Origin of the sequence: Streptomyces sp. NPDC058751 (genome assembly GCF_042746485.1) — a bacterium.
In the GTDB taxonomy this organism is placed as follows: Bacteria; Actinomycetota; Actinomycetes; order Streptomycetales; family Streptomycetaceae; genus Streptomyces.
Window position 1 is genome coordinate 60,826 of the sequence record NZ_JBHYPZ010000001.1, and the last position, 20,752, is coordinate 81,577.

Consider the following 20,752-nt stretch of genomic DNA (forward strand, 5'->3'; position numbering starts at 1 on the left):
CGGGACACACCTTCACGGGAACCGCCCTCTGTCGCGGCGGGCCTGACGTCCTCTCGGCAGGCGTCAGCCGGCGGCCGGGACCGCCTCGGCCGCCGGGGGAACGACCGGGACCGTGTCAGTCACCGAGGGAATGACCGAAGCCGGAGCCGGTCGCGCCGGGGAGGCCCAGCGTGGCCCCGCCGAAGGAGGCCGAACCGCTCGCCGTGATGCCGCCGGAGCCGGCGGAGAAGGTCCACACGGCTCCGGTGCCCGCGTTCTCGCCCGGGTCGCCGACGACCAGGCCGTCCTTCTTGTCACCGTTGCCGTCCACCAGGGCCGTCTCGGCGCCGAAGCGGTCCAGCTTCTCCGCCGTACCGGGCACGCCGGAGGTGCTCTGGGTGAACGACTTGGCGCCGGTGCCGGTCAGGCCCGAGGCACTGCCCCTGAGGACGAGCACTCCGCCCGCGTCGACGGTGGTGCCGAGGTCCTCGCCGGGCAGTCCGGTCGCCACGTCGAGGTAGCCGTCACCGTTCGTGTCGCCGACGGACAGGCCGGAGCCCATGCCGTCGCCCTTCTCGTCGGTGCCGGGCACGCCCGGGGTGTCCTGGCTGATCCACACCGGCTTGCGGGTGGCCGAGACGCCCCCGGGGCCGCCGTAGACGACGCTCAGGCCGCCGCCCTTGGTCAGCGCTCCGGCGTCGCCCGCGCCGCCCGGCGCCGAGCGGCCGACGACGATGTCGCCGTACCCGTCCTTGTCCAGGTCGCCGATCACGATGTCCTCGCCCCCGACGGCCCGCCCCTGGGCGTCACGCAGCAGGCCCTTGTCCGCAAAGCCGTCCTTGCCGCCGACCAGCAGCGACGTCGTACGCGAGCCGGTGTCCCCGGCGCTCACCACGAGGTCGTCCACCCCGTCCCCGGTCACGTCGCCCGCCGCCATCACGGGGTTGGACAGGGTCTTCTGCGGGACCACATGGAAGTAGTCCTTCCCGGCGTTCAGGCCGTCACGGGTGAACGGACCGCGCCGTACCGTGCTGCCTCCCTCGTTCGCCTCCCCCTTGATCCAGGCGTCCGCACCGTTCGTCACCAGGTCGAGGTGCTTGTCTCCGTCGACGTCGCCGACGGCGAACTGCCCTTGCCACTCATAGCCCGGGCTCCAGGTGAGCCGTGTGGGAACCGCCGAGAGCCCCTTGGGGCCGCCCCAGTTGACGACCACGGCGTAACCGTCATCGACGTCCATCATCCACATCCTCACGGACGAGAGCAGATCAGCGTATCCGTCGCCGTCGAGGTCGGCACTGCGCAGCCCGGAGCCGTAGCCGTACTCCGGTGTGTCGCCCGTGCCGTGCCCCGGCCAGGTCAGCACCTGCTTGCGCGCGGTGGACAGTCCGCCGGAGGCGCCGTACACCACGCTGACGGCTCCGGCGCCCTTCAGACCGTCCACGGTGGTGCCCGGCGCCCCGATCGCCAGGTCGGAATAGCCGTCACCGTTGAAGTCGTCGTGCAGCCGCTCGGCGCTCGGCGTGGAGGCGGTCGTCGGCGCGGGCACGGCGTTGACGGCGGGCACGGCCAGCGCGCCCGCGGCCAGGGCGACACCGGCACCGATGACGAAGGGCCTGCGGCGGGCGAGGAAGGAACGGCGACGGGACATGGGGTTCCTGACCTGGGGAGGGTCCGCTTCCGGAGCGGAACGCACGACGGGCGTGGAGAGGAAGATCCTCTCCACGCCCGTTACGACCCTCGGCCCGGCCGTTTGGTTGTCCTGTCCATGCCCCGGGTTTCCCCCGCGTTCACCCGGCCCGGGACCGGGGCCGGGGCCTGGTCCGAGGGCCCGCCGGAGCGGCCCCCGCATCCGCGGCGCGATCCACCGGACGGGTCCCAGAACGGGCAGGCCCCTGACCAGACAGACCCCGGACCGGACAGGTCCTAGAACGGATTGAAGTCGTCGTACGCCTTCTCCGACTCGTCCCGCTCGGCCTGGCGGTCCCGGCGGCGCTGGGTGGCGGGGCGCGGAGCGTCGAAGCGGTGGTCCTCACCACGGCGGCCCAGCATCTCCGCACCGGCCATGACGGTGGGCTCCCAGTCGAAGACGACCGCGTTCTCCTCGGGGCCGATCGCGACGCCGTCGCCGGCGCGGGCGCCCGCCTTCATCAGCTCGGCCTCGACGCCGAGGCGGTTGAGGCGGTCGGCGAGGTAACCGACGGCCTCGTCGTTGTTGAAGTCGGTCTGGCGCACCCAGCGTTCGGGCTTCTCGCCGCGCACGCGGAAGAGGCCGTCCTCCTCCGGCGTGACGGTGAAGCCGGCGTCGTCGACCGCCTTCGGACGGATGACGATCCGGGTCGCCTCCTCCTTGGGCTTCGCGGCCCGCGACTTCGCGACCAGGTCGGCGAGCGCGAAGGACAGCTCCTTGAGGCCCGTGTGGGCGACCGCGGACACCTCGAAGACGCGGTAGCCGCGCGACTCCAGGTCGGGGCGGACCATCTCCGCCAGGTCCTTGCCGTCCGGCACGTCGATCTTGTTGAGGACGACCATGCGCGGACGGTTGTCCAGACCGCCGTACTGCTTCAGCTCCTCCTCGATGATGTCGAGGTCGGAGACCGGGTCGCGCTCGGACTCGAGGGTGGCGGTGTCCAGGACGTGGACGAGCACGCTGCACCGCTCCACGTGGCGCAGGAACTCCAGGCCGAGGCCCTTGCCCTGGCTGGCGCCGGGGATGAGACCGGGCACGTCGGCGATGGTGTAGACGGTCTCGCCCGCGGTCACCACACCCAGGTTCGGGACGAGGGTCGTGAAGGGGTAGTCCGCGATCTTCGGCTTGGCGGCGGACAGGACCGAGATGAGCGAGGACTTGCCGGCGCTCGGGTAGCCGACGAGGGCCACGTCGGCGACGGTCTTCAGCTCCAGGACGATGTCCTGGAGGCCGCCGGGCACACCGAGCAGCGCGAAGCCGGGCGCCTTGCGGCGGGCCGAGGCCAGCGCCGCGTTGCCGAGCCCGCCGCGGCCGCCCTCGGCGGCGACGTAGGAGGTGCCCTGTCCGACGAGGTCCGCGAGGACGTTGCCCGCCTTGTCGAGCACGACCGTGCCGTCCGGCACCGGCAGGACCAGGTCCTGGCCGTCCTTGCCGGAACGGTTGCCGCCCTCGCCGGGCTTGCCGCTGGTGGCCTTGCGGTGCGGCGAGTGGTGGTAGTCGAGCAGCGTGGTGACGGACTGGTCGACGACCAGGATCACGTCACCGCCGTGGCCGCCGTTGCCGCCGTCCGGGCCGCCGAGCGGCTTGAACTTCTCCCGGTGCACGGAGGCACAGCCGTGGCCTCCGCTACCCGCGGCGACGTGCAGCTCGACGCGGTCCACGAAGGTGGTCATGTGGGGTGCCTCCAGCACTTCGGTTTACTTCGGTTACTTCGGTTCTTCGGCCCGCATCAGTACGTACCGAATGTCTCTTGCGTAACACGCGAAAGGCGGACCCGCTTCCCGTGGGGGAAGTGAGGTCCGCCTCGCGGAGAACTTCTGTTCTACGGAGCCTGGGCCCCGAGGTCTGCGACCGGTCCGCGCGGGACCGGTCGGCCTCGACGGGACTCGATCAGGCGACCGGAACGATGTTCACGACCTTGCGGCCACGGTGCGTGCCGAACTCGACCGCACCGGCGTCCAGCGCGAACAGCGTGTCGTCCTTGCCACGGCCGACACCGGTGCCGGGGTGGAAGTGCGTGCCGCGCTGGCGGACCAGGATCTCACCGGCGTTGACGGTCTGACCGCCGAAGCGCTTCACACCGAGCCGCTGAGCGTTGGAGTCGCGACCGTTCCGAGTGGACGATGCGCCCTTCTTGTGTGCCATGTCTCAGTCCCTACCCTTACTTCGCAGCCGCGGGGATCTCAGTGACCTTGATCGCCGTGTACTGCTGGCGGTGGCCCTGACGACGGCGGTAGCCGGTCTTGTTCTTGTAGCGAAGGATGTCGATCTTCGCGCCCTTGTGGTGGTCCACGACCTCGGCCTGGACCTTGATGCCGGCAAGGACCCAGGGGTCGCTCGTCACGGCTTCGCCGTCGACAACGAGCAGGGTCGAGAGCTCGACCGTGTCGCCAACCTTGGCGGTGGAAATCTTGTCAACCTCAACGATGTCGCCGACAGCAACCTTGTGCTGGCGACCACCGCTGCGCACGATGGCGTACACGCGGATCTCTCTTTCGCTCGGAACGGACCCCGCAGTCCAGCCGCCGGCTCGCGCGAGCGGCCTCTCCCGGAACGCCGAGCACCAGGCTCGTGCCACCGGGAGGAAGAGGTTTACGGGGATGCGGCGCGTCAGGGGACACGCCGACGGTCAAGGTTACGGGGCCACGGCCGAAAGGGTCAAACCAGGCCGGGCCCCGCGGGTGCGCCACCGGTCACGCGGTGTCCCCGGCCCGCTCGTCGAGCGGGCCGGGGACACCGTGCGGAGCCTCAGCCCTCGTCGGTGGACGCGGTGACGGTGGAGAGCGTCTGCTCCGCCGCCGCGGTCTTCTTCGCCGTGGACTTGGCGGCCGCCTTCTTCGCGGTCGCCTTCTTGGCCGTGGTCTTCTTCGCGGCCGTCTTCTTCGCGGCGACGGTCTTCTTGGTGGCGGCCTTCTTCGCCGTCACCTTCTTGGCCGTCTTGCGGGCCGCCTTCTTGGCGGCCGGGGCCTCGGCGTCGGCCTCGACGGCCTCCGGCTCGGCGACCGGCTCCGCGGACTCCACAGACGCGGACTCCACGGCCGCAGGCTCCGCGGCCGCCGACGGGACGACCACGACGGCCGCCTCCGCGGAAGCGGTGGGCGCGGTGGCCTTGCGCACGGCACGGCGGCGCGGACGGGCCGGCGCGGCGCTCTCGGCGGGGGCCTCGGCCACCGGCTCGGGCGCCTTCTCCGCCTCGGCGTCGGCCTGCTCGGGGGCTTCGGCGACGGGTGCCGCGACCGGCTCCGTGACCGTCACCACGGCCTCCTCGGCCGACCGGGGCGAACCGGCCGGGGCCGACACCTTGCGGGTCGCACGACGGCGCGTACGGCCCTGGGGAGCGGCCTCGGTCTCCGCCACGGCGGCCACGGGAGCCTCGACGACCTCGGCCGGAGCCTCGGTGACCTGAGCCTCGACGACCGGCTGCTCGGCGACCGGAGCCTCGACGACCGGGTCCTCGACCGCGAACGGCTCGGCCTCGGCGGCCTCACGGGACCGCGCGGCGGCCCGCTCGGCGCGCTCCTCGCGCCGGGTCCGGGGAGCACGCTCCTCGGACCTCGGCGCACCCGCCGGAGCGGACGCGCGCCGCGAGGCGCGGCGCCGCGAACGGCCACGGGTGGCCGCGGCCTCCGCCTCGGCGGCGCTGCCGTACAGCTCCTCGTCCGGCTGGAACTCGGTCTCGACCAGGGCGACGGGCGCGGCGACCTCGGCGGCCACCTCCGCCTCGGTCTCGGCCTCGGTCTCCTCGGCCGGTTCCTGGGCGAGCTCGTGCTCGTGGTCGTGGACCTGCTCGGCACCGCCGCGGCCGCGCTTCTTGCGCTTGCCGCCGCCGCCGATGGAGGTCGGCTGCTCCATGTGCACGATGACGCCACGGCCGTTGCAGTGGACACAGGTCTCGGAGAAGGACTCCAGCAGACCCTGGCCGACCCGCTTGCGGGTCATCTGCACCAGGCCCAGCGAGGTCACCTCGGCCACCTGGTGCTTCGTACGGTCACGGCCCAGGCATTCGAGCAGGCGCCGCAGCACCAGGTCGCGGTTGGACTCCAGGACCATGTCGATGAAGTCGATGACGACGATGCCGCCCAGGTCGCGCAGCCGCAGCTGGCGCACGATCTCCTCGGCCGCCTCCAGGTTGTTCCTGGTGACGGTCTCCTCCAGGTTGCCGCCCTGGCCGGTGAACTTCCCGGTGTTGACGTCGACCACGATCATGGCCTCGGTCTTGTCGATCACCAGCGAGCCGCCGCTGGGCAGCCAGACCTTGCGGTCCAGCGCCTTCATCAGCTGCTCGTCGATCCGGTAGGTGGCGAAGACGTCGACCTCGGAGGTCCACTTCGACAGCCGGTCGGCCAGGTCGGGCGCCACGTGGGAGACGTAGCCGTGGATGGTCCCCCACGCCTCGTCACCGCTGACGATGACCTTGGAGAAGTCCTCGTTGAAGATGTCGCGGACGACACGGACGGTCATGTCCGGCTCGCCGTACAGCAGGGTCGGGGCGTTGCCGCTCTTCGCCTTCTTCTGGATGTCCTCCCACTGCGCCTGCAGACGTTCGACGTCACGGCGCAGCTCGTCCTCGCTCGCGCCCTCGGCGGCGGTGCGCACGATGACGCCCGCGTCCTCGGGGACGATCTTCTTGAGGATGGTCTTCAGGCGCGCGCGCTCGGTGTCGGGCAGCTTGCGGCTGATGCCGGTCATCGAGCCCTCGGGCACGTACACGAGGTAGCGGCCCGGGAGGGAGACCTGGCTGGTCAGACGGGCGCCCTTGTGGCCGATCGGGTCCTTGGTGACCTGCACCAGGACCGACTGGCCCGACTTGAGGGCGGACTCGATGCGGCGCGGCCCGTTGGCCATGCCGAGCGCCTCGAAGTTGACCTCACCGGCGTAGAGCACCGCGTTGCGGCCCTTGCCGATGTCGATGAAGGCGGCCTCCATCGACGGCAGCACGTTCTGGACCTTGCCCAGGTAGACGTTGCCGACGTACGAGGTCGCCTGCTCCTTGTTGACGTAGTGCTCGACGAGCACGTTGTCCTCGAGGACGCCGATCTGGGTGCGCTCGCCGCTCTGGCGGACGACCATCACCCGCTCGACGGCCTCGCGGCGGGCCAGGAACTCGGCCTCGGTGATGATCGGGACGCGGCGGCGGCCCTGCTCGCGGCCCTCGCGGCGGCGCTGCTTCTTCGCCTCCAGGCGCGTCGAGCCCTTGATGGACTGCACCTCGTCCGAGGGCTGCTCCTCGCGCCTGCCGCGCGGCTCGCGGACCTTGACGACGGTGCGCTCGGGGTCGTTCTCGCCGGGCTGCTCGGCGTCGCCGCCGGAGTCACCGGCGCGGCGACGGCGGCGACGGCGACGGCGGCTGCTGCTGGAGCCGCCCGCCTCCTCGCGCTCCTCCGCCTCCTCGGCGTCCTCCTCGGCCTGCTCGGCGGTGTCCTCGGCGTCCTGCGCGGCCTGCTCGGCGGCGAAGTCGTCCTCGCCGGCCTCGCCGTCCACGTCCGACTCGGCGGACTCGCCGCGACGACGGCGGCGGCCGCCGCGACGGCGGCGGCGGCGGGAGCCCGCGGACTCCTCCTCGCCCTCGTCACCCTCGACGACGTCCTCCGCGTCCTCGGCGGATTCCAGGTCCTCGGCGGACTCGGTGTCCTCGACGGGCTCCTGCGGCTCCTCGGTCACGGCCTGCGGCTCGTCCTCGAACCCCCGGCGGCGACGGCGCCTGCGGCCGACGGCTGGCTCCTGGACGGTCTCGGCCGCCTCGGGGGCCTCGGCGGCCTCGGCCGCCTCGGCGGCGGCCGCGGCGGCGGCCCGCTCGGGCGTCTGGAACATCGGCTCGGTGAACACCGGCGCCTGGAACACGGCGACGGCGGGACGGGCCGGGCGCCGCGAGGACTCCTCGGTCTCCTTCTGCCCGGGCGCGGAGAAACCGACGGCGGCCTTGCGGGTGGCGCGGCGGCGGGCGCGGCGCGGGCCGCCCTCCTCGGTCTGCGCGGCTTCCGTACGCGCGGCACCGGGCTGCGCGGCCTCGGCCTCGGCGGCCTCCGGGAGCGCCACCTCCTCGGGCTCGCTCTCGCCGCTCACGGGCGTCTCCACCCGCTCCTCGGCGGTGTCGCCCTCGGGCGCGCTGGCGGGGGCGGTGGCCCGGCGGGTGGCACGACGGCGGGTCGTGCGGCGCGGTGCGGCGTCCTCGACGGCCGGCTCGGCGGCGGGCGCCTCGGGCTCGGCCTCCGCGGCGGCGGGGGCGGCGGCCGGCTCGGCGGCGGCCGTCACGGCCTCGACGGCCTCGGCCGCGGCGGGTGCGCCGGCGGGGGCGGAGGCCCGGCGGGTGGCACGACGGCGCGTGCGGCCGACGGGCGCGGTCTCCTCGGCCGTGGCCGGGGCGGCCGCGGCGGGTCGGCTCTCGGGCTCGGCGACGGCGGCGGGCTCGACGGTCTCGTCGGCCCCGGCCGTCACGGTGTCGGCCGTCGCGGTGTCGGCCGTCGCGGGCGCACCGGCGGGCGCGGAGGCCCGGCGGGTGGCACGGCGGCGCGTACGGCGCGGTGCGGCGTCGTCGGTCTCGGGGACGGCGGCGGCCTCGGCCGGGGCCTCCTCGGTCTCGTCCGTCTCCTCGGCCTCGGCGTTCGCGGAGGTCACCGCCTCCTCGGCGGCTTCCTCGGCCACGAGGTCGGCGGACGCCACGGCCGGTATGGCCGGCGCGGTGGTCTCGGCCACGGCCTCGGAGGCGGCGGCCGGCGGACCGGCGGGACGCGACGCGGCGCGGCGGCGGCGCCGCGGCGGCAGGGTGTCGCTGGGGGTGTTGTTGTTTTCGGAACCCTCGGTGGGTTCGGTCGGCTCGAGCATGCGGGTGGATCTCCCGTCAGGCTCCCGGGCGCCGCGCCTGGTCCGGCGGTGCCGGTGACGTCCGCGGCTCGCGCTGTGCGCGGTGCCGCCGTCCGGGGCGCGGGCGCCGCACGGGAGCTCTCTGTGTCCTGTCTCGCCGGTTCCGTACGCCATGTGTGCGTACGGCCTGGCGAAAGTCTTAAGGTCGGTGCGCTGCCCGACCCAGGTGGCTCCCGGATACGAGGGCGGCGCTACGACTTCTGTCCTTCGCGGGACCTTCCTTACGCCGACGCCTTCGCGGCGGCGGTCTCGCCGGCCCCGGTGCGATCGGCTGGGGCGGCTGCGACCGCCTCGCGGTCGGGCGCGAGCGGGTCGGTCACCGTGCCGGTCTCTTCATCGAACAGCCCCTGCGCCAGCCTGGTCACCGCTGCGGCGACCGGCGGCGCCAGGTCGGCCACGGCGCGAAGACCGGACAGGACGTCGTCGGGTCGAACGGCAGGCGTCACGTGCCGAACAACCAGCCGCAGTATCGCACAGGGCTGGTCGGTCGGCCTATCAGCCTGTGGACTGTGCGTCTCGGAGGTCGTCCCGAGGCTCGCCACGGCACCGCGGGCGTCGAACGTCCGCATGCCGTTCTTGGTCTTGCGGCTGACCTCGACGGTCTCGGCCGCGTTGAAGGCCTCCACCGCGCGCTCCGCTTCCGCCGGGTCCACGCCGTCGAGGCGCATCTCCCACACGGAGGCGGTGAGCCGGTCGGCGAGACCCGAGACGCGGGCCTCGACCGCCTCGGTGATGTCGAGCCCGTGGGGCATCGACTCGTCGAGGAGCTCGCGCAGTTTCTCGGGGTCGCGCCGGTCGGTGAGCGCGATCTCCAGGTACTCCGCCTCGCTGCCCGTGCCGGTGGGTGCGGCATTGGCGTACGACACCTTCGGATGGGGCGTGAACCCTGCCGAGTACGCCATGGGTACGGCGGCACGGCGCAGGGCACGCTCGAAGGCGCGCTGGAAGTCACGGTGGCTGGTGAACCGGAGGCGGCCGCGCTTGGTGTAGCGCAGTCGGATGCGCTGCACCGCGGGTGCGGGCGGCGGGCCTTCGGGCTGTCGCTTGCCCAGTGTCGCTCAGTCCTTCATGAGTGCGGTCGTACTGCTACCTAGAGTACGTGTCTCACCGGCCGCTGGTTCCCGCCGGGCGACCGGCTGTGGTTCCGCGGGGGTTCCGAAGAGCATCCGCCGGAAGTCGGCCCGGGCCTGGCGGGCGCTGTCCCGGGCGGACTCCAGCGTCTGCCGCGCCGTCCGCCGGACCGCGCGCGCCGCCTCGGCCGCGGGTCTCAGCACCCGGTCGCGCACGGCGTGCCCCACCGGTGTCAGCACGGTCCGGTAGACCCAGCGCGCCGGTTCGACGAAGGTCCACCGGAAAAGACGGGCGAAGAACCGTCCGACGGCGAGCGACACGTACCCGGCGATCCGCCACGCGTGCCCGAGCGCCTCGCCGATCTCCCTGGCCACGACGGCGAGGGCCCGCCCGACCGGCACGAGGACCCAGCGCCACACGGCGAGCGCGGGAAGCACCAGCAGGACGCGGGCGGTCCAGTACAGCGCCGTCCCGATGCCCACGAAGATCATCCGTACGATCCGCACGAACCCGTCGGCGAGGAAGGCGGCCGCCCTGCCGATCGGGGTGAGGACCCAGGTGTACAGCCACAGGGCGGGTACCACGAGCAGGTACCGGACCAGCCAGGCGACGACTGTGTACGTCCCGAGCCCGACGGCCGCGAGGACCATGCCGATGCCCTTGAACACCCAGGCAACGGCGTGCCCGGCCGGAGTGAGCAGCCGCGCGTACAGCCAGCGGCACGCGGCCGCGAGACCGCCGAAGATCCAGGCGAGCCCGGCCGCGAGACCGCCGAAGAACCACCCGAACCCGGCAGCGGTGCCCCGGGCCGCCCGGGCGAGGGCGTGCCCGACCGGTGTCAGGACCGTGCGGTACAGCCAGACCGCGGGAACGACGAGCAGGACCCGGCCGAGCCAGGCCAGCCCCTGGCCGACCGGACGGACGACGTGGCGCCACAGCGCGACCCAGGGCCACACGAACAGCGCCCGTGCCACCCAGCCGAGCGCCCGCCCCAGCGGCCGGAACAGCGTGTCCCGGAGGAACCGCCCGCCGACGACGAGGGCGTCCCACACCATCCGTACCGGCACGACGAGGACGAGCACCACGATCCGCACCGGAACGCGGATCGCGACGGCGAGACATCCCTCGGCCTGCGTACCGGGCCGGGCGCCGGGCGCTTTTTCCAGATCCATGCCTGTGTAGACGCATCCGCCGCCACAATGGATGCGACATACCTCCGCTTCTGTGGCGCACCCCTGCTCCCGCCGCCCGCCGGGGCTTATCCCTCGCCCTCCCTGGACGCCGCCGGACTGCCGGGAACCGGGGCCGGTGCGGGGACGGTGGCCAGGCGCCGGACGGAAAACTCGCGGTTGACGCCGGTCTGGCGCCGGACCGCCTCGGGCAGGTCGGGAAGGGCCAGCAGCCGGTCGCAGGCCCGGACCGAGCCCGCGGGGTCGCCCACCCAGTAGGCGGTGATCGAGTACTCGAAGAGCAGTCCCCAGCGGTACACCCAGCTCCGGGTGAAGAGCAGGTCGTCGGGTTCGGGCCGGTCGAGGACGGCGCCGAGCAGGGCGTGCGCGCTGTGGTACCGGCCCAGGACCCGCAGCCGGGAGGCCAGTTCATAGCAGGCTTCGAGCCGTTGCGGACGCGCCTCCCAGGCACGGGTGAACGCGTCCATCGCCCCCGGCCAGTCCCCGGTCCGCTCGGCCCTGAGGAGACCGGCCTCCAGCAGCGAGCAGTAGACCTCCTCCGGCCAGCCGCCCATCGCCGCGCGCCGCTCGTACAGCGTGACCGCCTCCTCGGCGTTCCCGAGGTCGCGTTCGGTGTTGGCGAGGTAGAAGACCGTGCGGGTGTTGGCGGGGTCGCGCTCCAGCTCGCCCCGCAGCAGCCGGGCGTCGCGTTCGAACTTGTCGGCGCGGCAGCCGCCGTCCGCGTGGTCCTCGATCACCAGCGCGTCCAGGTTCTCCTGGACGTCGGGTCCGTCGGTGCACGGGTACTCGTGGGTGACGCCCTCGTAGCGCCAGTCCCTGTCCCCGCGCATCAGGTGCTTGAAGCGGTGCTGGGTGCCCGGGGTGTCGTAGCGCAGCATGTACGAGGTCGCCGTCAGCGGGGGCAGCGGGGCGTCCTGGCGCAGGACGTGGTCGGCGTCGACGGTGAGGAGGAAGTCGGCCCGGCCGCGGGCGCGGCGGATGTTGCGGGTGCGGTTGTGGCCGAAGTCGACCCAGGGCTCCTCGTGGAGCTCGCCCGGGACGCCGGCGAGTGCCGCGCGGACCAGGTCCTGGGTGCCGTCCGTCGAGCCGGTGTCGGAGATGACCCAGGTGTCGATCAGGTGGCGGACCGAGCCGAGGCAGCGTTCGATGACCCGCGACTCGTTCTTGACGATCATGCAGAGGCAGATGGTCGGCGGCTTCACGGCGGCCAATGTGGCACACGGCGGACGTCCGGGAGCGCCGCGTGCGCGGCCCTTCGCCGAAACAGTGCCCGATCGGCCGCAGGGCCCGACGGGTCCGACCGGTCCCACCGGCCCCCAGGGTTCACAGGGGGGCACCGGGGCCACGGGGGCCACCGGGGCGGGCGGGGTCCAAGGGGAGACCGGGGCAACGGGGGGGGCACCGGAGCAGCCGGGACCCAAGGCGCCACCGGGCCCGCCGGGACCCCGGGCACCACCGGAACGAGCGGTGCGACCGGCGCCACAGGAGCCACCGGCCCCACGGGCCCGGCCGGGATCGCGGGCACGCCGGGGATCAACGGCCTCAACGGCGTCACCGGCCCCTGCTCCACCATCGATTCGGCACAGGAGTCGAACGACTACGAACTCCGGGCCGTGATGACCGCCACCGGAAAGGTGTACGCGGGCATCCGCGACCAGCGGACCAACGAGGCACAGAACTTCCTGTGGACCGAGCTCGGCAACCACCCCGGCTACCCCCTCCTCAGCCAGCCCTGCGGCGTCTCCGTCAACGGGCACGGCCAGAACAACTCCCCCATCAAGTTCTCCGTCCTGACCACCACGGGCCAGGTCCGGGAGACCACCTGCGCGGCCCGCACCAACACCCACCCGGCCACGCTGGTCTGTGCCGACGCCAACAACCCCGCCGTCCTCAACCCGTGGATGCCGGTGACCCTCCAGCCGGCACCGGGCGCCGTCAACGGCGGCATCTGACCCCTGGTCCCCCGCCACCGGTTCCCCGTGCGCGCCGAACCCGAACCGGCCGGCGGAACAACGAGCGCGAGAAGGGGTGTCCGACGGGACGCCACCGCTCCCCCGGACACCTCGCTCCACACCCCGCCCGCCGGACCCGGCCCCGGCACCCGATCGGGTGCGGCAAGTCCAACTTCGAACTGGAGACCGACAGTTGGACGGGATTCACCAACCGACCCTTAATTGGGCTGATCTGATGATCTGTATGGCGCGTTTCTCCGGAATGCGCCGGTCCGACCGGCGTCGACGGGTCAAGCTCGCGATCGGCTTCAGGGAAATCCCACCGATCGACGCTAGGAGCGCCCCCGCATGAATCCTGAGTCCCGGACCGCCCGTCCGCCGGGCCCGCCGGCCCGCGGCCGGTACAAGAGGGCGGGTGTGGTCGCCTCGCTGGCGCTGGTGATGGCGTCGGGGGTGGTCGGCCCCGCGACCCCGGCGGACCTGACCGCGTCCGGCCGTACGACGGCGAACCCGGACGGCGGATGCAGACCGCCCCACTTGGAGGGCCGGGCCCCGGCGAGCGGACAGCCCGACGACGGAAGGGGGTGCCGGGGGCCACGGGGCCCGAGGGGCGCGACCGGACCCGCCGGCCCCCAGGGCCCGACCGGGGCAACCGGGGCAACCGGGGCAACCGGAGCTACCGGGGCCGTCGGTCCCCGGGGCAGAACCGGCCCGACGGGACCGACGGGACCCTGCGTCGGGATCGACGCCGCGCAGGAGTCGGAGGACTTCGAGATCCGTCTCGCGCTGACCGGCGGACGGACGTACGCGGGCATCCGCGACCAGCGGACGGGCGAGAAGCAGACCGTCCTGTGGACCGACCTCAGCGCCCGTCCCGCCTATCCCGCGGGCGGCGCGGCCGGTCGGCCCTGCGACGTCGCCGTCAACGCGCACAACCGGTCCGGTCCGGTGAAGCGCATCAAGTTCGACGTCATCACCACCACCGGCCAGGTCTGGGAAGCCGCCTGCGTCGCCTTCACCACCGCCCGCCCCGCGACCCTGAACTGCGCCGACCGGACGGGCCGCCCCAAGCCCTGGATCCTGGTCTCCCGGCAGCCGGTGCCCGACGCCGTCAACGGCGGCGTGTGAAACGAGCACAGGGATATCCGGGAGTCCGAGGACATCCGGCTCGCACGACCGGGCCGCCCGCCCGGGGGTCCCGGGGCGGGCGGCCCGGTCCTGGCGTTCAGAGATCGAAGTCGGTGGCGGCGACGAAGCGTCCTCGGCCGCTGGACGACACCGGCCGGAGCCGGCGACGGGATTCGAACCCGCGCCGCTCTCTTCACAGGAGAATTGACGCCCTCACCTGCCCGAGGGCAGGTGATTCCGGTCCGTACCGCTCCGCAGCACCACCACGGGTTCCTGTTTCACGGGCCTCTGCCGACCTGTGAGGGCCGGTCTCACGTGACCTCCGCAGGCCTGACATCCCGCCCGTCCGGCGGTAGGCCGGACAACTCCGTCGTCCGGCAGGGCGATCTTAGCCATGCCGCTGCGGCCTCCGGGCCCCATGGGCAGGATGCCCTTCACCTCCACCCCGAAGGGTGGAGCACCGGGCAAACATTCGGTAGCCGCGACCTGCGCGCCTGAACGGCGCCGACGCTACCCCGCGTCCGGATCCGACGGCGAGACCAGCATGACCAGGGACGCCACCGTCCACACCAGGGCGCCGACCGCGACCGGCAGCTCGAACCGTCCGAGGTCGAAGGCGCCCTTGTTGCGGTCCAGCCGGCGGCGCACCGCGAGATGCAGGACGATCGTCGCGCCGTAGACGAGCGCGGGAATGATCGTGCTCGCCGTGATGAGCTGCAGCAGCGCGTCGCCCGGCAGCGCGGCCATCAGGACGATCCCCACGACGAGGACCAGGACCGTCGCGGGGATCGGTGTCCGCGTGCGCGGGTTGACCCGGCGCATCAGCCGGTGGGCGGGGAACCGCCCGTCGCGCGCCATAGCGAAGACGATCCGCGAGCTGCGCCACCACCAGCGCCACCAGCACCTGGCCCGCCGTCGCGACGACCCACAGCCAGATCCCCACCGGGCCCGCGTTCTGGAGCACGTCGTCGTAGGTCGAGAAGATGCCGACCGCCACCGAGATGAACGCGAACGAGATCGCGAACACCTGGAAGGAGCCGAGCGTCCGTAACCGCCTTCCCTCGCGCCGGCCCGCACGGCCGCACATCTCGCACATATAAGACATATGCACGTCACGAGCGCACCCGGAAGATCACCGGTTTTCCCTCTTGCCGCATGGGAACACGGCCGGTGGGATTTCACGAAGGTGCTGCGCGGAGGTGCTGCGATGAGTGCCGGAGAACGGGCCAGGGCAAAGGCCGAACAGGTCGTCGGAAGGACCGTGCGCAAGGCGGCCCACGCGATGCACAAGGAAACCCTCGCGGCGAAGGGCGCCGCCCTCGAGACGCGGGGCAGGATGCGCGGCGTGAAGGAAGGGGCCAAGGACTCCTTCAAGCACTGACGGATCCCGGCGGGGCCCGGGAAGTGGCCCTCGGTGCGGGGCATTCCGGCAGAACCGACGACCAATGCCTTCCAGGCGGCCGCGTCCGAGGCGGGCCCGGACTCGACCGGCTCGGGGCTCTACGGGGTCAGGTGCGTTTCCCGGGCGTCTTCGCCCGGAGTTTCTCCGCGCGTTCACGCGGGTCGTATCCGGGACCGACGCCCTCCACCAGCACGAGGTCCCCGTCGATGTGGTCGGCCCGCAGCCTCAGGATCCTCTGGTACTCGGGGGACTCGTACCAGGCACGGGCCTCGGCCATGCCGGGGAACTCGATCAGCACCATGCTGCCGGGCCAGCTTCCCTCCATGACCGCCGCCGGCGGGCCGTGGATCAGAAAGCGGCCCTGGAACGGGTCGAGGGTGCCCTGGATCTTTTCCAGGTACTCCAGGATGTCCTGGTGGGGACGACGGTCCCGTAAGTGCGCGAACCCGTATGCGGGCACGTCCGGCTCCTTCGTTCGTTCCGGCGGGTCGACGCGAAGGTAGCCAGGGGCGCCGCACGCCACAATGACCTCAGAGGTAAGCGCCTGCGGCACCCCTTGGCGTCCTGGCATCAGAAACGGCGGGCGTCGGAGCAGCCGCCCTCCCCGGGACGGTCCACCGGTCCGGGACCCGGGATCCGCGGGCCGGGCAGGGGCCTGACTCTGCGCCCCAGGTCACGAGGCACCGTCTGGCGAGGTACCGGCACCCCCGGTACTCGCTCGTGCCGAGCGTGGCACGCACCAGCGGCACGAGCTCCGTTATGCGTAAGGCCAGTTCGGGCACGGCGAGCGTCATCGCGGCCGCGTGCACCGCGGCTTCCCGGACCAGAGGGTCCGCGTCGGCGAGGTACGGCCGCGCCGCCTCGTGGATCAGCGGGAGGAGGGCACGTACCGCGGCGACGTCGTCGGGTTCCCCCGGGCCGTCTTCGTCGCACATCGCGGAGTCGGCGAGATCACCCAGCCGTTCCAGGAGTGCCGCACGCATGGACCGGCGACGGTCCTCGTGGAAGCAGACCCCAGGGGTCGCCGGACCGCGTCGGGGCAGCAGTGTTCGACGCTGTTCCAGTCCGTCTCCAGAAGGAGCGCCCAGGGGTCGATCGCCCCGCCGGCACCTTTGATCGTCATGGACCCAAGCGGGTCCCGCGGGTCATACGTGGACCAGGCCCTCCCCCGGTCAGGGCTCTACCAGTTGGTCGGGGCGAACGTCGAACTCGCTCCGGTCGTCCTCCGCGGCTTGCGGCCGTCCACCCGTGGAGACCGTGACGACCTCGTTGCCGTCCGGGTCCGAGGCGCGGCTCAAGATCACGCAGCCGATCGTCACGGGGACGGGGTACGCGGACCCGGGGCCCAGCTCATCACCGCCGCCGAAGATCGGCGGCTTGTCGAAGAAGACCCACTGCCGACCGTGGGCGTCCGTCAGGCGCACCTCGACCCACCCGGGGTAGAAGTCGTCGTCGGCCTCAAGTGCCCAGCAAGTGGCTTCACATCGCAACGAGGTCATTCCGCCCGCTCTCCGATCAGGTGTCCGCGCCGTGGGTGGGCGGCAGGAGGGCGGCCAGTTCGGCGCCGTCCGGGCGGTGGGCCGCCTCGGCCGCCTCACGCAGAACGGCGCGGTCGACCTTGTCCGCGTCGGCGATCAGATGAACCACCACGTCGCCGTCGGGCACCGCGTACTCGTGGCTTTCACCCGCCTTGCGGTACCAGGCGTCGCCGTCGCGCTCACAGACGACGTGCCTGTCCGCCACCTCGCCCAGCGGCTGCTCGGTGCAGTTCTCCGCCGTCATCGTGCCGCGGCCCACGAAGAGGCCGAACTTGGTGGCACCCTTCTCGGACCGGTACGCGACGACGAACTCGTCCTCGTACTCGCCGGCCGTCTCCCGGAACACGGCGTACCCGGAGACCTCGGTGACGTAGACGAGTTCCGGTGCGACGCCCCAGACACGTGCGGCGGCGTCGAGGTCGGCGCTGTCGGCGACCGCCCCGCCGTTCCCGTCCGCGTCACATCCCGTGAGGAGAACCGGCAGCAGGAGAAGGGGGAGCAGCGCACGGGCGGGTCGCATCATGCACACATCTTCCTGCATGGACATGCCATAGTCGCAATCGTTTTCCGGATCCCCCACCCACACTCCCCGCGTGCACTCCCCGCCCACCGACCATGCCCCCCTTCCCTGGTCCCCGTCCGAATCGGACACGCGACGGGCACGACCCACTCCGTCGACACCGACTCGTGCGGGAGGCCGCAAGCGTCCCGCTCCAGATGCGGCGGCGTGTCCCCCGACGCCGCGCACCCCTCTCCGCTTCGCGGCCCACGCCCGTAGGCTGACCTGAATTTTCGGGGCCGGGGCCAGGTGGGGGATCAGCATGATGGGACATCGTTGGGCGAGAGTCGCCGTGGCGGCTGTGGCCGTGATCGCTTCGGGCGCGCTCGCTTCGTGTACGGGAGGTGCGGGAGGTGCGCGCTCCGCCGAGCCTCGCGACAGCAAGTCCGCATCGCCGCAGCGGCAGGCTTCCCCCTCGCCCTCTCAAGAGTCACCGCAGGCGCAAGTGGAGCGGCACCGCCAGGGTGTGCTCAGCGAGATCTCCACGAGTGAGAACGCCCCCGACCGTGCGGGGTTGAGCCCGGTGAGCGTGGGGCCCAGGGGCACGGTGTTCTTCTGGGTGACGACCGACGCGCGCTACTGCTCCGCGTTCTACGGCGGGACGGCCAGCGCGTTGACGTGTTCGACGACGCCCGACGACCGCATCAGCCCCACGCCGAAGCTGGAGCGACTCCACGAAGGGGATCTGTACAGCGCCCGGGGTGCGTACGGACTCATCATCGCGGCCGACAGAGAGACCATCCGGTCCCTTTCCTGTGGTGACAAGCGCCTCGTCGTGAGAAAGGTTCGCGTCATCGAGGCCGGTGACGCGACCCGCACGATCTATGGCGTGGAGCTCGACACATGGACTGCCGGCGTTCTGCGAGCCGAGGTCGTGCGGGCCGACGGCCGCCACAGGGAGATCCTGCCGCTCGCGGCGTCGGCGAACGATGTCCCAGCAGGGGGCAGCTGGCAGGTCTGCGCCTAGCGTCCTGCGGCAAAGATCCGCCGCCAGGAGTGAGCGAGGAAGTCGCGGATTTCCTTGACCGTCTTGACCATTCACCGACGAACGCCGACGAGCCCCCCTTCCCGCTCAGGAATAGGGGGCTCGCAGGTTCATGCAGTCACACGCAGGCCGATACGGACCTCAGCCCCACTCCAGATGTGCAGCGAAGCCTCAGGGCCCGGCAGGGGCGTCCTGAGGAGTGCTGGCGGCGTCGACGGGCGAGGGACCGAGGCGCCGGCCGCGGACAGTGCCGCCGTCACCTCGTCCTCGCTCGCCCCCGCCAGTGCCTCGATCACCCGATCGAGTGCCCCGCTCACGTCAGTGAGAGTGACCGCTCGGCGCCGACGCGGCGTTCTTGACCGTCAGCGGCAGCAGCTTCTTGCCGGTGGGGCCGATTTGGATGCTGGTGTCCATCTGCGGGCAGACCCCGCAGTCGAAGCACGGGGTCCAGCGGCAGTCCTCGACCTCGGTCTCGTCGAGGGCGTCCTGCCAGTCCTCCCAGAGCCAGTCCTTGTCGAGGCCCGAGTCCAGGTGGTCCCAGGGCAGGACCTCCTCGTAGGTGCGCTCGCGGGTGGTGTACCAGTCGACGTCGACGCCGAAGGGTGCCAGGGACTTGTCGGCGCAGGCCATCCAGCGGTCGTACGAGAAGTGCTCGCGCCAGCCGTCGAAGCGGCCGCCGTCCTCGTAGACGGCGCGGATGACCGAGCCGATGCGGCGGTCGCCGCGGGAGAGGAGGCCCTCGACGATGCCGGGCTTGCCGTCGTGGTAGCGGAAGCCGATCGAGCGGCCGTACTTCTTGTCGCCGCGGATCTTGTCGCGGAGCTTCTCCAGGCGGGCGTCCGTGTCCTCGGCGGAGAGCTGCGGCGCCCACTGGAAGGGGGTGTGCGGCTTGGGGACGAAGCCGCCGATGGACACCGTGCAGCGGATGTCGTTCTGGCCGGAGACCTTGCGGCCCTCGGCGATCACGTTCATCGCCATGTCGGCGATCTGCATGACGTCCTCGTCCGTCTCCGTCGGCAGGCCGCACATGAAGTACAGCTTCACCTGGCGCCAGCCGTTGCCGTAGGCGGTGGAGACGGTCCGGATGAGGTCCTCTTCCGAGACCATCTTGTTGATGACCTTGCGCATGCGCTCGGAGCCGCCCTCGGGGGCGAAGGTCAGGCCCGAGCGGCGGCCGTTGCGGGTCAGCTCGTTGGCCAGGTCGACGTTGAAGGCGTCCACGCGGGTGGAGGGGAGGGACAGGCCGATCTTGTCCTCCTCGTACCGGTCGGCCAGACCCTTGGCGATGTCGCCGATCTCCGAGTGGTCGGCCGAGGAGAGGGACAGCAGGCCCACTTCCTCGAAGCCCGTGGCCTTCAGACCCTTCTCGACCATCTCGCCGATGCCCGTGATGGAGCGCTCGCGCACCGGGCGGGTGATCATGCCCGCCTGGCAGAAGCGGCAGCCGCGCGTACAGCCGCGGAAGATCTCCACCGACATCCGCTCGTGGACCGTCTCGGCCAGCGGGACCAGCGGCTGCTTGGGGTAGGGCCACTCGTCGAGGTCCATGACCGTGTGCTTGGACACGCGCCACGGGACGCCCGACTTGTTCGGGACCACGCGGCCGATGCGGCCGTCCGGGAGGTACTCGACGTCGTAGAAGGCGGGGATGTAGACGTTGCCCGTCTTCGCCAGGCGGAAGAGGACCTCCTCGCGGCCTCCGGGACGGCCCTCCGCCTTCCAGGCGCGGATGATCTCGGTCATGTCGAGCACGGCCTGCTCGCCGTCGCCGATGATCGCCGCGTCGATGAAGTCGGCGATCGGCTCGGGGTTGAAGGCCGCGTGGCCGCCGGCGAGGACGATCGGGTCGTCGAGCGTGCGGTCCTTGGACTCCAGCGGGATGCCCGCGAGGTCCAGGGCGGTCAGCATGTTCGTGTAGCCCAGCTCCGTGGAGAAGGACAGGCCGAACACGTCGAAGGCCTTCACCGGGCGGTGGCTGTCCACGGTGAACTGCGGGACCCGGTGCTCGCGCATCAGCTCCTCGAGGTCCGGCCAGACGCTGTACGTGCGCTCGGCGAGGACGCCCTCGCGTTCGTTCAGCACCTCGTAGAGGATCATGACGCCCTGGTTGGGCAGGCCGACCTCGTAGGCGTCGGGGTACATCAGGGCCCAGCGGACGTCACAGGACTCCCAGGGCTTGACCGTGGAGTTGAGCTCTCCGCCGACGTACTGGATCGGCTTCTGCACATGCGGGAGCAGAGCTTCGAGCTGTGGGAAGACCGACACGGCGGTTTCGGCAGGCATCTCGCGAACCTTCGTGAGCTGATGGGGGTGACCATCTAGCGTAACGCGACCGGAGGGGCCCGCCGCACCGCCGGACGGACACCGGGCCCCGGCCGCCTCGCTCCCACGGCTCCGACA

At 72.1% G+C, this 20,752-nt stretch carries 18 protein-coding genes and 1 tRNA gene; 4 read left to right on the forward strand and 15 right to left on the reverse strand.

The window, feature by feature from the left end; genetic code table 11:
* Positions 1–115: 115 nt before the first annotated feature.
* The 8 genes from ACFW6B_RS00250 to ACFW6B_RS00285 all read right to left on the reverse strand — a co-directional run bounded on the left by ACFW6B_RS00250 (position 116) and on the right by ACFW6B_RS00285 (position 11,990).
* Positions 116–1,627: a VCBS repeat-containing protein gene (locus ACFW6B_RS00250; RefSeq protein ID WP_386591007.1), complete on the reverse strand. Its 1,512-nt coding sequence runs from the start codon at positions 1,625–1,627 to the stop codon at positions 116–118.
* Between the two features lie 275 nt (positions 1,628–1,902).
* Complete coding sequence (gene obgE / locus ACFW6B_RS00255) at positions 1,903–3,339, reverse strand: GTPase ObgE (RefSeq protein ID WP_386591008.1); 1,437 nt, start codon at positions 3,337–3,339, stop codon at positions 1,903–1,905.
* A 217-nt stretch (positions 3,340–3,556) separates the two neighbouring features.
* Complete coding sequence (gene rpmA, locus ACFW6B_RS00260) at positions 3,557–3,811, reverse strand: 50S ribosomal protein L27 (protein ID WP_030362615.1); 255 nt, start codon at positions 3,809–3,811, stop codon at positions 3,557–3,559.
* Positions 3,812–3,827: 16 nt separating this feature from the next.
* Positions 3,828–4,148, reverse strand: a complete 321-nt coding sequence (gene rplU / locus ACFW6B_RS00265) for a 50S ribosomal protein L21 (protein ID WP_103551359.1) — start codon at positions 4,146–4,148, stop codon at positions 3,828–3,830.
* 266 nt (positions 4,149–4,414) lie between these two features.
* Positions 4,415–8,488: a ribonuclease E/G gene (locus ACFW6B_RS00270; RefSeq protein WP_386591009.1), complete on the reverse strand. Its 4,074-nt coding sequence runs from the start codon at positions 8,486–8,488 to the stop codon at positions 4,415–4,417.
* Positions 8,489–8,748: 260 nt separating this feature from the next.
* Positions 8,749–9,537 (reverse strand): TIGR03936 family radical SAM-associated protein, encoded by a 789-nt coding sequence (locus tag ACFW6B_RS00275; RefSeq protein WP_386591010.1) that lies wholly within the window; start codon positions 9,535–9,537, stop codon positions 8,749–8,751.
* A 48-nt stretch (positions 9,538–9,585) separates the two neighbouring features.
* Positions 9,586–10,770 carry a hypothetical protein gene (locus tag ACFW6B_RS00280; protein WP_386591011.1) on the reverse strand — a complete coding sequence of 395 codons (1,185 nt, stop codon included), beginning with the start codon at positions 10,768–10,770 and terminating at the stop codon, positions 9,586–9,588.
* A gap of 86 nt (positions 10,771–10,856) precedes the next feature.
* Entirely contained in the window at positions 10,857–11,990 is a 1,134-nt protein-coding gene (locus tag ACFW6B_RS00285; RefSeq protein ID WP_386591012.1) for a tetratricopeptide repeat protein, read from the reverse strand.
* Between the two features lie 414 nt (positions 11,991–12,404).
* Between ACFW6B_RS00285 and ACFW6B_RS00290 the strand changes: the two genes are divergently transcribed.
* Both ACFW6B_RS00290 and ACFW6B_RS00295 read left to right on the forward strand, forming a co-directional pair.
* Positions 12,405–12,740 (forward strand): hypothetical protein, encoded by a 336-nt coding sequence (locus ACFW6B_RS00290; RefSeq protein ID WP_386591014.1) that lies wholly within the window; start codon positions 12,405–12,407, stop codon positions 12,738–12,740.
* Between the two features lie 348 nt (positions 12,741–13,088).
* Complete coding sequence (locus ACFW6B_RS00295) at positions 13,089–13,868, forward strand: hypothetical protein (protein ID WP_386591015.1); 780 nt, start codon at positions 13,089–13,091, stop codon at positions 13,866–13,868.
* A gap of 158 nt (positions 13,869–14,026) precedes the next feature.
* On the opposite strand, the gene ACFW6B_RS00300 is transcribed toward ACFW6B_RS00295, so the two are convergent.
* Together ACFW6B_RS00300 and ACFW6B_RS00305 are read right to left on the reverse strand one after the other, a co-directional pair.
* Positions 14,027–14,089 (reverse strand) — tRNA-Ser (locus ACFW6B_RS00300).
* Positions 14,090–14,378: 289 nt separating this feature from the next.
* Positions 14,379–15,050: an amino acid permease gene (locus ACFW6B_RS00305; RefSeq protein ID WP_386591016.1), complete on the reverse strand. Its 672-nt coding sequence runs from the start codon at positions 15,048–15,050 to the stop codon at positions 14,379–14,381.
* A 25-nt stretch (positions 15,051–15,075) separates the two neighbouring features.
* On the opposite strand from ACFW6B_RS00305, the gene ACFW6B_RS00310 reads away from it, so the two are divergent.
* Positions 15,076–15,249, forward strand: a complete 174-nt coding sequence (locus tag ACFW6B_RS00310) for a hypothetical protein (RefSeq protein ID WP_386591017.1) — start codon at positions 15,076–15,078, stop codon at positions 15,247–15,249.
* Between the two features lie 127 nt (positions 15,250–15,376).
* Here the strand turns inward: ACFW6B_RS00310 and ACFW6B_RS00315 are convergent, their stop codons facing one another.
* The 4 genes from ACFW6B_RS00315 to ACFW6B_RS00330 all read right to left on the reverse strand — a co-directional run bounded on the left by ACFW6B_RS00315 (position 15,377) and on the right by ACFW6B_RS00330 (position 17,331).
* Positions 15,377–15,730 carry a DUF1330 domain-containing protein gene (locus tag ACFW6B_RS00315; RefSeq protein ID WP_386591018.1) on the reverse strand — a complete coding sequence of 118 codons (354 nt, stop codon included), beginning with the start codon at positions 15,728–15,730 and terminating at the stop codon, positions 15,377–15,379.
* 70 nt (positions 15,731–15,800) lie between these two features.
* Positions 15,801–16,253, reverse strand: coding sequence for a hypothetical protein (locus ACFW6B_RS00320; RefSeq protein ID WP_386591019.1), 453 nt, complete (start codon positions 16,251–16,253; stop codon positions 15,801–15,803).
* Between the two features lie 189 nt (positions 16,254–16,442).
* A complete protein-coding gene (locus tag ACFW6B_RS00325; RefSeq protein WP_386591020.1) occupies positions 16,443–16,769 on the reverse strand; it encodes a hypothetical protein in 327 nt (108 codons plus the stop codon).
* Between the two features lie 16 nt (positions 16,770–16,785).
* Positions 16,786–17,331, reverse strand: coding sequence for a hypothetical protein (locus ACFW6B_RS00330; RefSeq protein ID WP_386591021.1), 546 nt, complete (start codon positions 17,329–17,331; stop codon positions 16,786–16,788).
* Positions 17,332–17,833: 502 nt separating this feature from the next.
* Between ACFW6B_RS00330 and ACFW6B_RS00335 the strand changes: the two genes are divergently transcribed.
* Positions 17,834–18,334: a hypothetical protein gene (locus ACFW6B_RS00335; RefSeq protein WP_386591022.1), complete on the forward strand. Its 501-nt coding sequence runs from the start codon at positions 17,834–17,836 to the stop codon at positions 18,332–18,334.
* Positions 18,335–18,670: 336 nt separating this feature from the next.
* Here ACFW6B_RS00335 and ACFW6B_RS00340 read toward each other — a convergent pair whose 3' ends face one another.
* Positions 18,671–20,635, reverse strand: a complete 1,965-nt coding sequence (locus tag ACFW6B_RS00340; protein WP_386591023.1) for a TIGR03960 family B12-binding radical SAM protein — start codon at positions 20,633–20,635, stop codon at positions 18,671–18,673.
* Between the last annotated feature and the right edge of the window lie 117 nt (positions 20,636–20,752).

Coding starts and splice junctions, on each gene's coding strand:
- ACFW6B_RS00325 (WP_386591020.1), bottom strand. CDS start 16,769: ATGACCTCGTTGCGATGTGAAGCCACTTGCTGGGCACTTGAGGCCGAC.
- ACFW6B_RS00320 (WP_386591019.1), bottom strand. CDS start 16,253: ATGCGTGCGGCACTCCTGGAACGGCTGGGTGATCTCGCCGACTCCGCG.
- ACFW6B_RS00330 (WP_386591021.1), bottom strand. CDS start 17,331: ATGATGCGACCCGCCCGTGCGCTGCTCCCCCTTCTCCTGCTGCCGGTT.
- ACFW6B_RS00270 (WP_386591009.1), bottom strand. CDS start 8,488: ATGCTCGAGCCGACCGAACCCACCGAGGGTTCCGAAAACAACAACACC.
- ACFW6B_RS00280 (WP_386591011.1), bottom strand. CDS start 10,770: ATGGATCTGGAAAAAGCGCCCGGCGCCCGGCCCGGTACGCAGGCCGAG.
- rpmA (WP_030362615.1), bottom strand. CDS start 3,811: ATGGCACACAAGAAGGGCGCATCGTCCACTCGGAACGGTCGCGACTCC.
- ACFW6B_RS00250 (WP_386591007.1), bottom strand. CDS start 1,627: ATGTCCCGTCGCCGTTCCTTCCTCGCCCGCCGCAGGCCCTTCGTCATC.
- obgE (WP_386591008.1), bottom strand. CDS start 3,339: ATGACCACCTTCGTGGACCGCGTCGAGCTGCACGTCGCCGCGGGTAGC.
- ACFW6B_RS00310 (WP_386591017.1), top strand. CDS start 15,076: ATGAGTGCCGGAGAACGGGCCAGGGCAAAGGCCGAACAGGTCGTCGGA.
- ACFW6B_RS00290 (WP_386591014.1), top strand. CDS start 12,405: ATGACCGCCACCGGAAAGGTGTACGCGGGCATCCGCGACCAGCGGACC.
- ACFW6B_RS00295 (WP_386591015.1), top strand. CDS start 13,089: ATGAATCCTGAGTCCCGGACCGCCCGTCCGCCGGGCCCGCCGGCCCGC.
- ACFW6B_RS00340 (WP_386591023.1), bottom strand. CDS start 20,635: ATGCCTGCCGAAACCGCCGTGTCGGTCTTCCCACAGCTCGAAGCTCTG.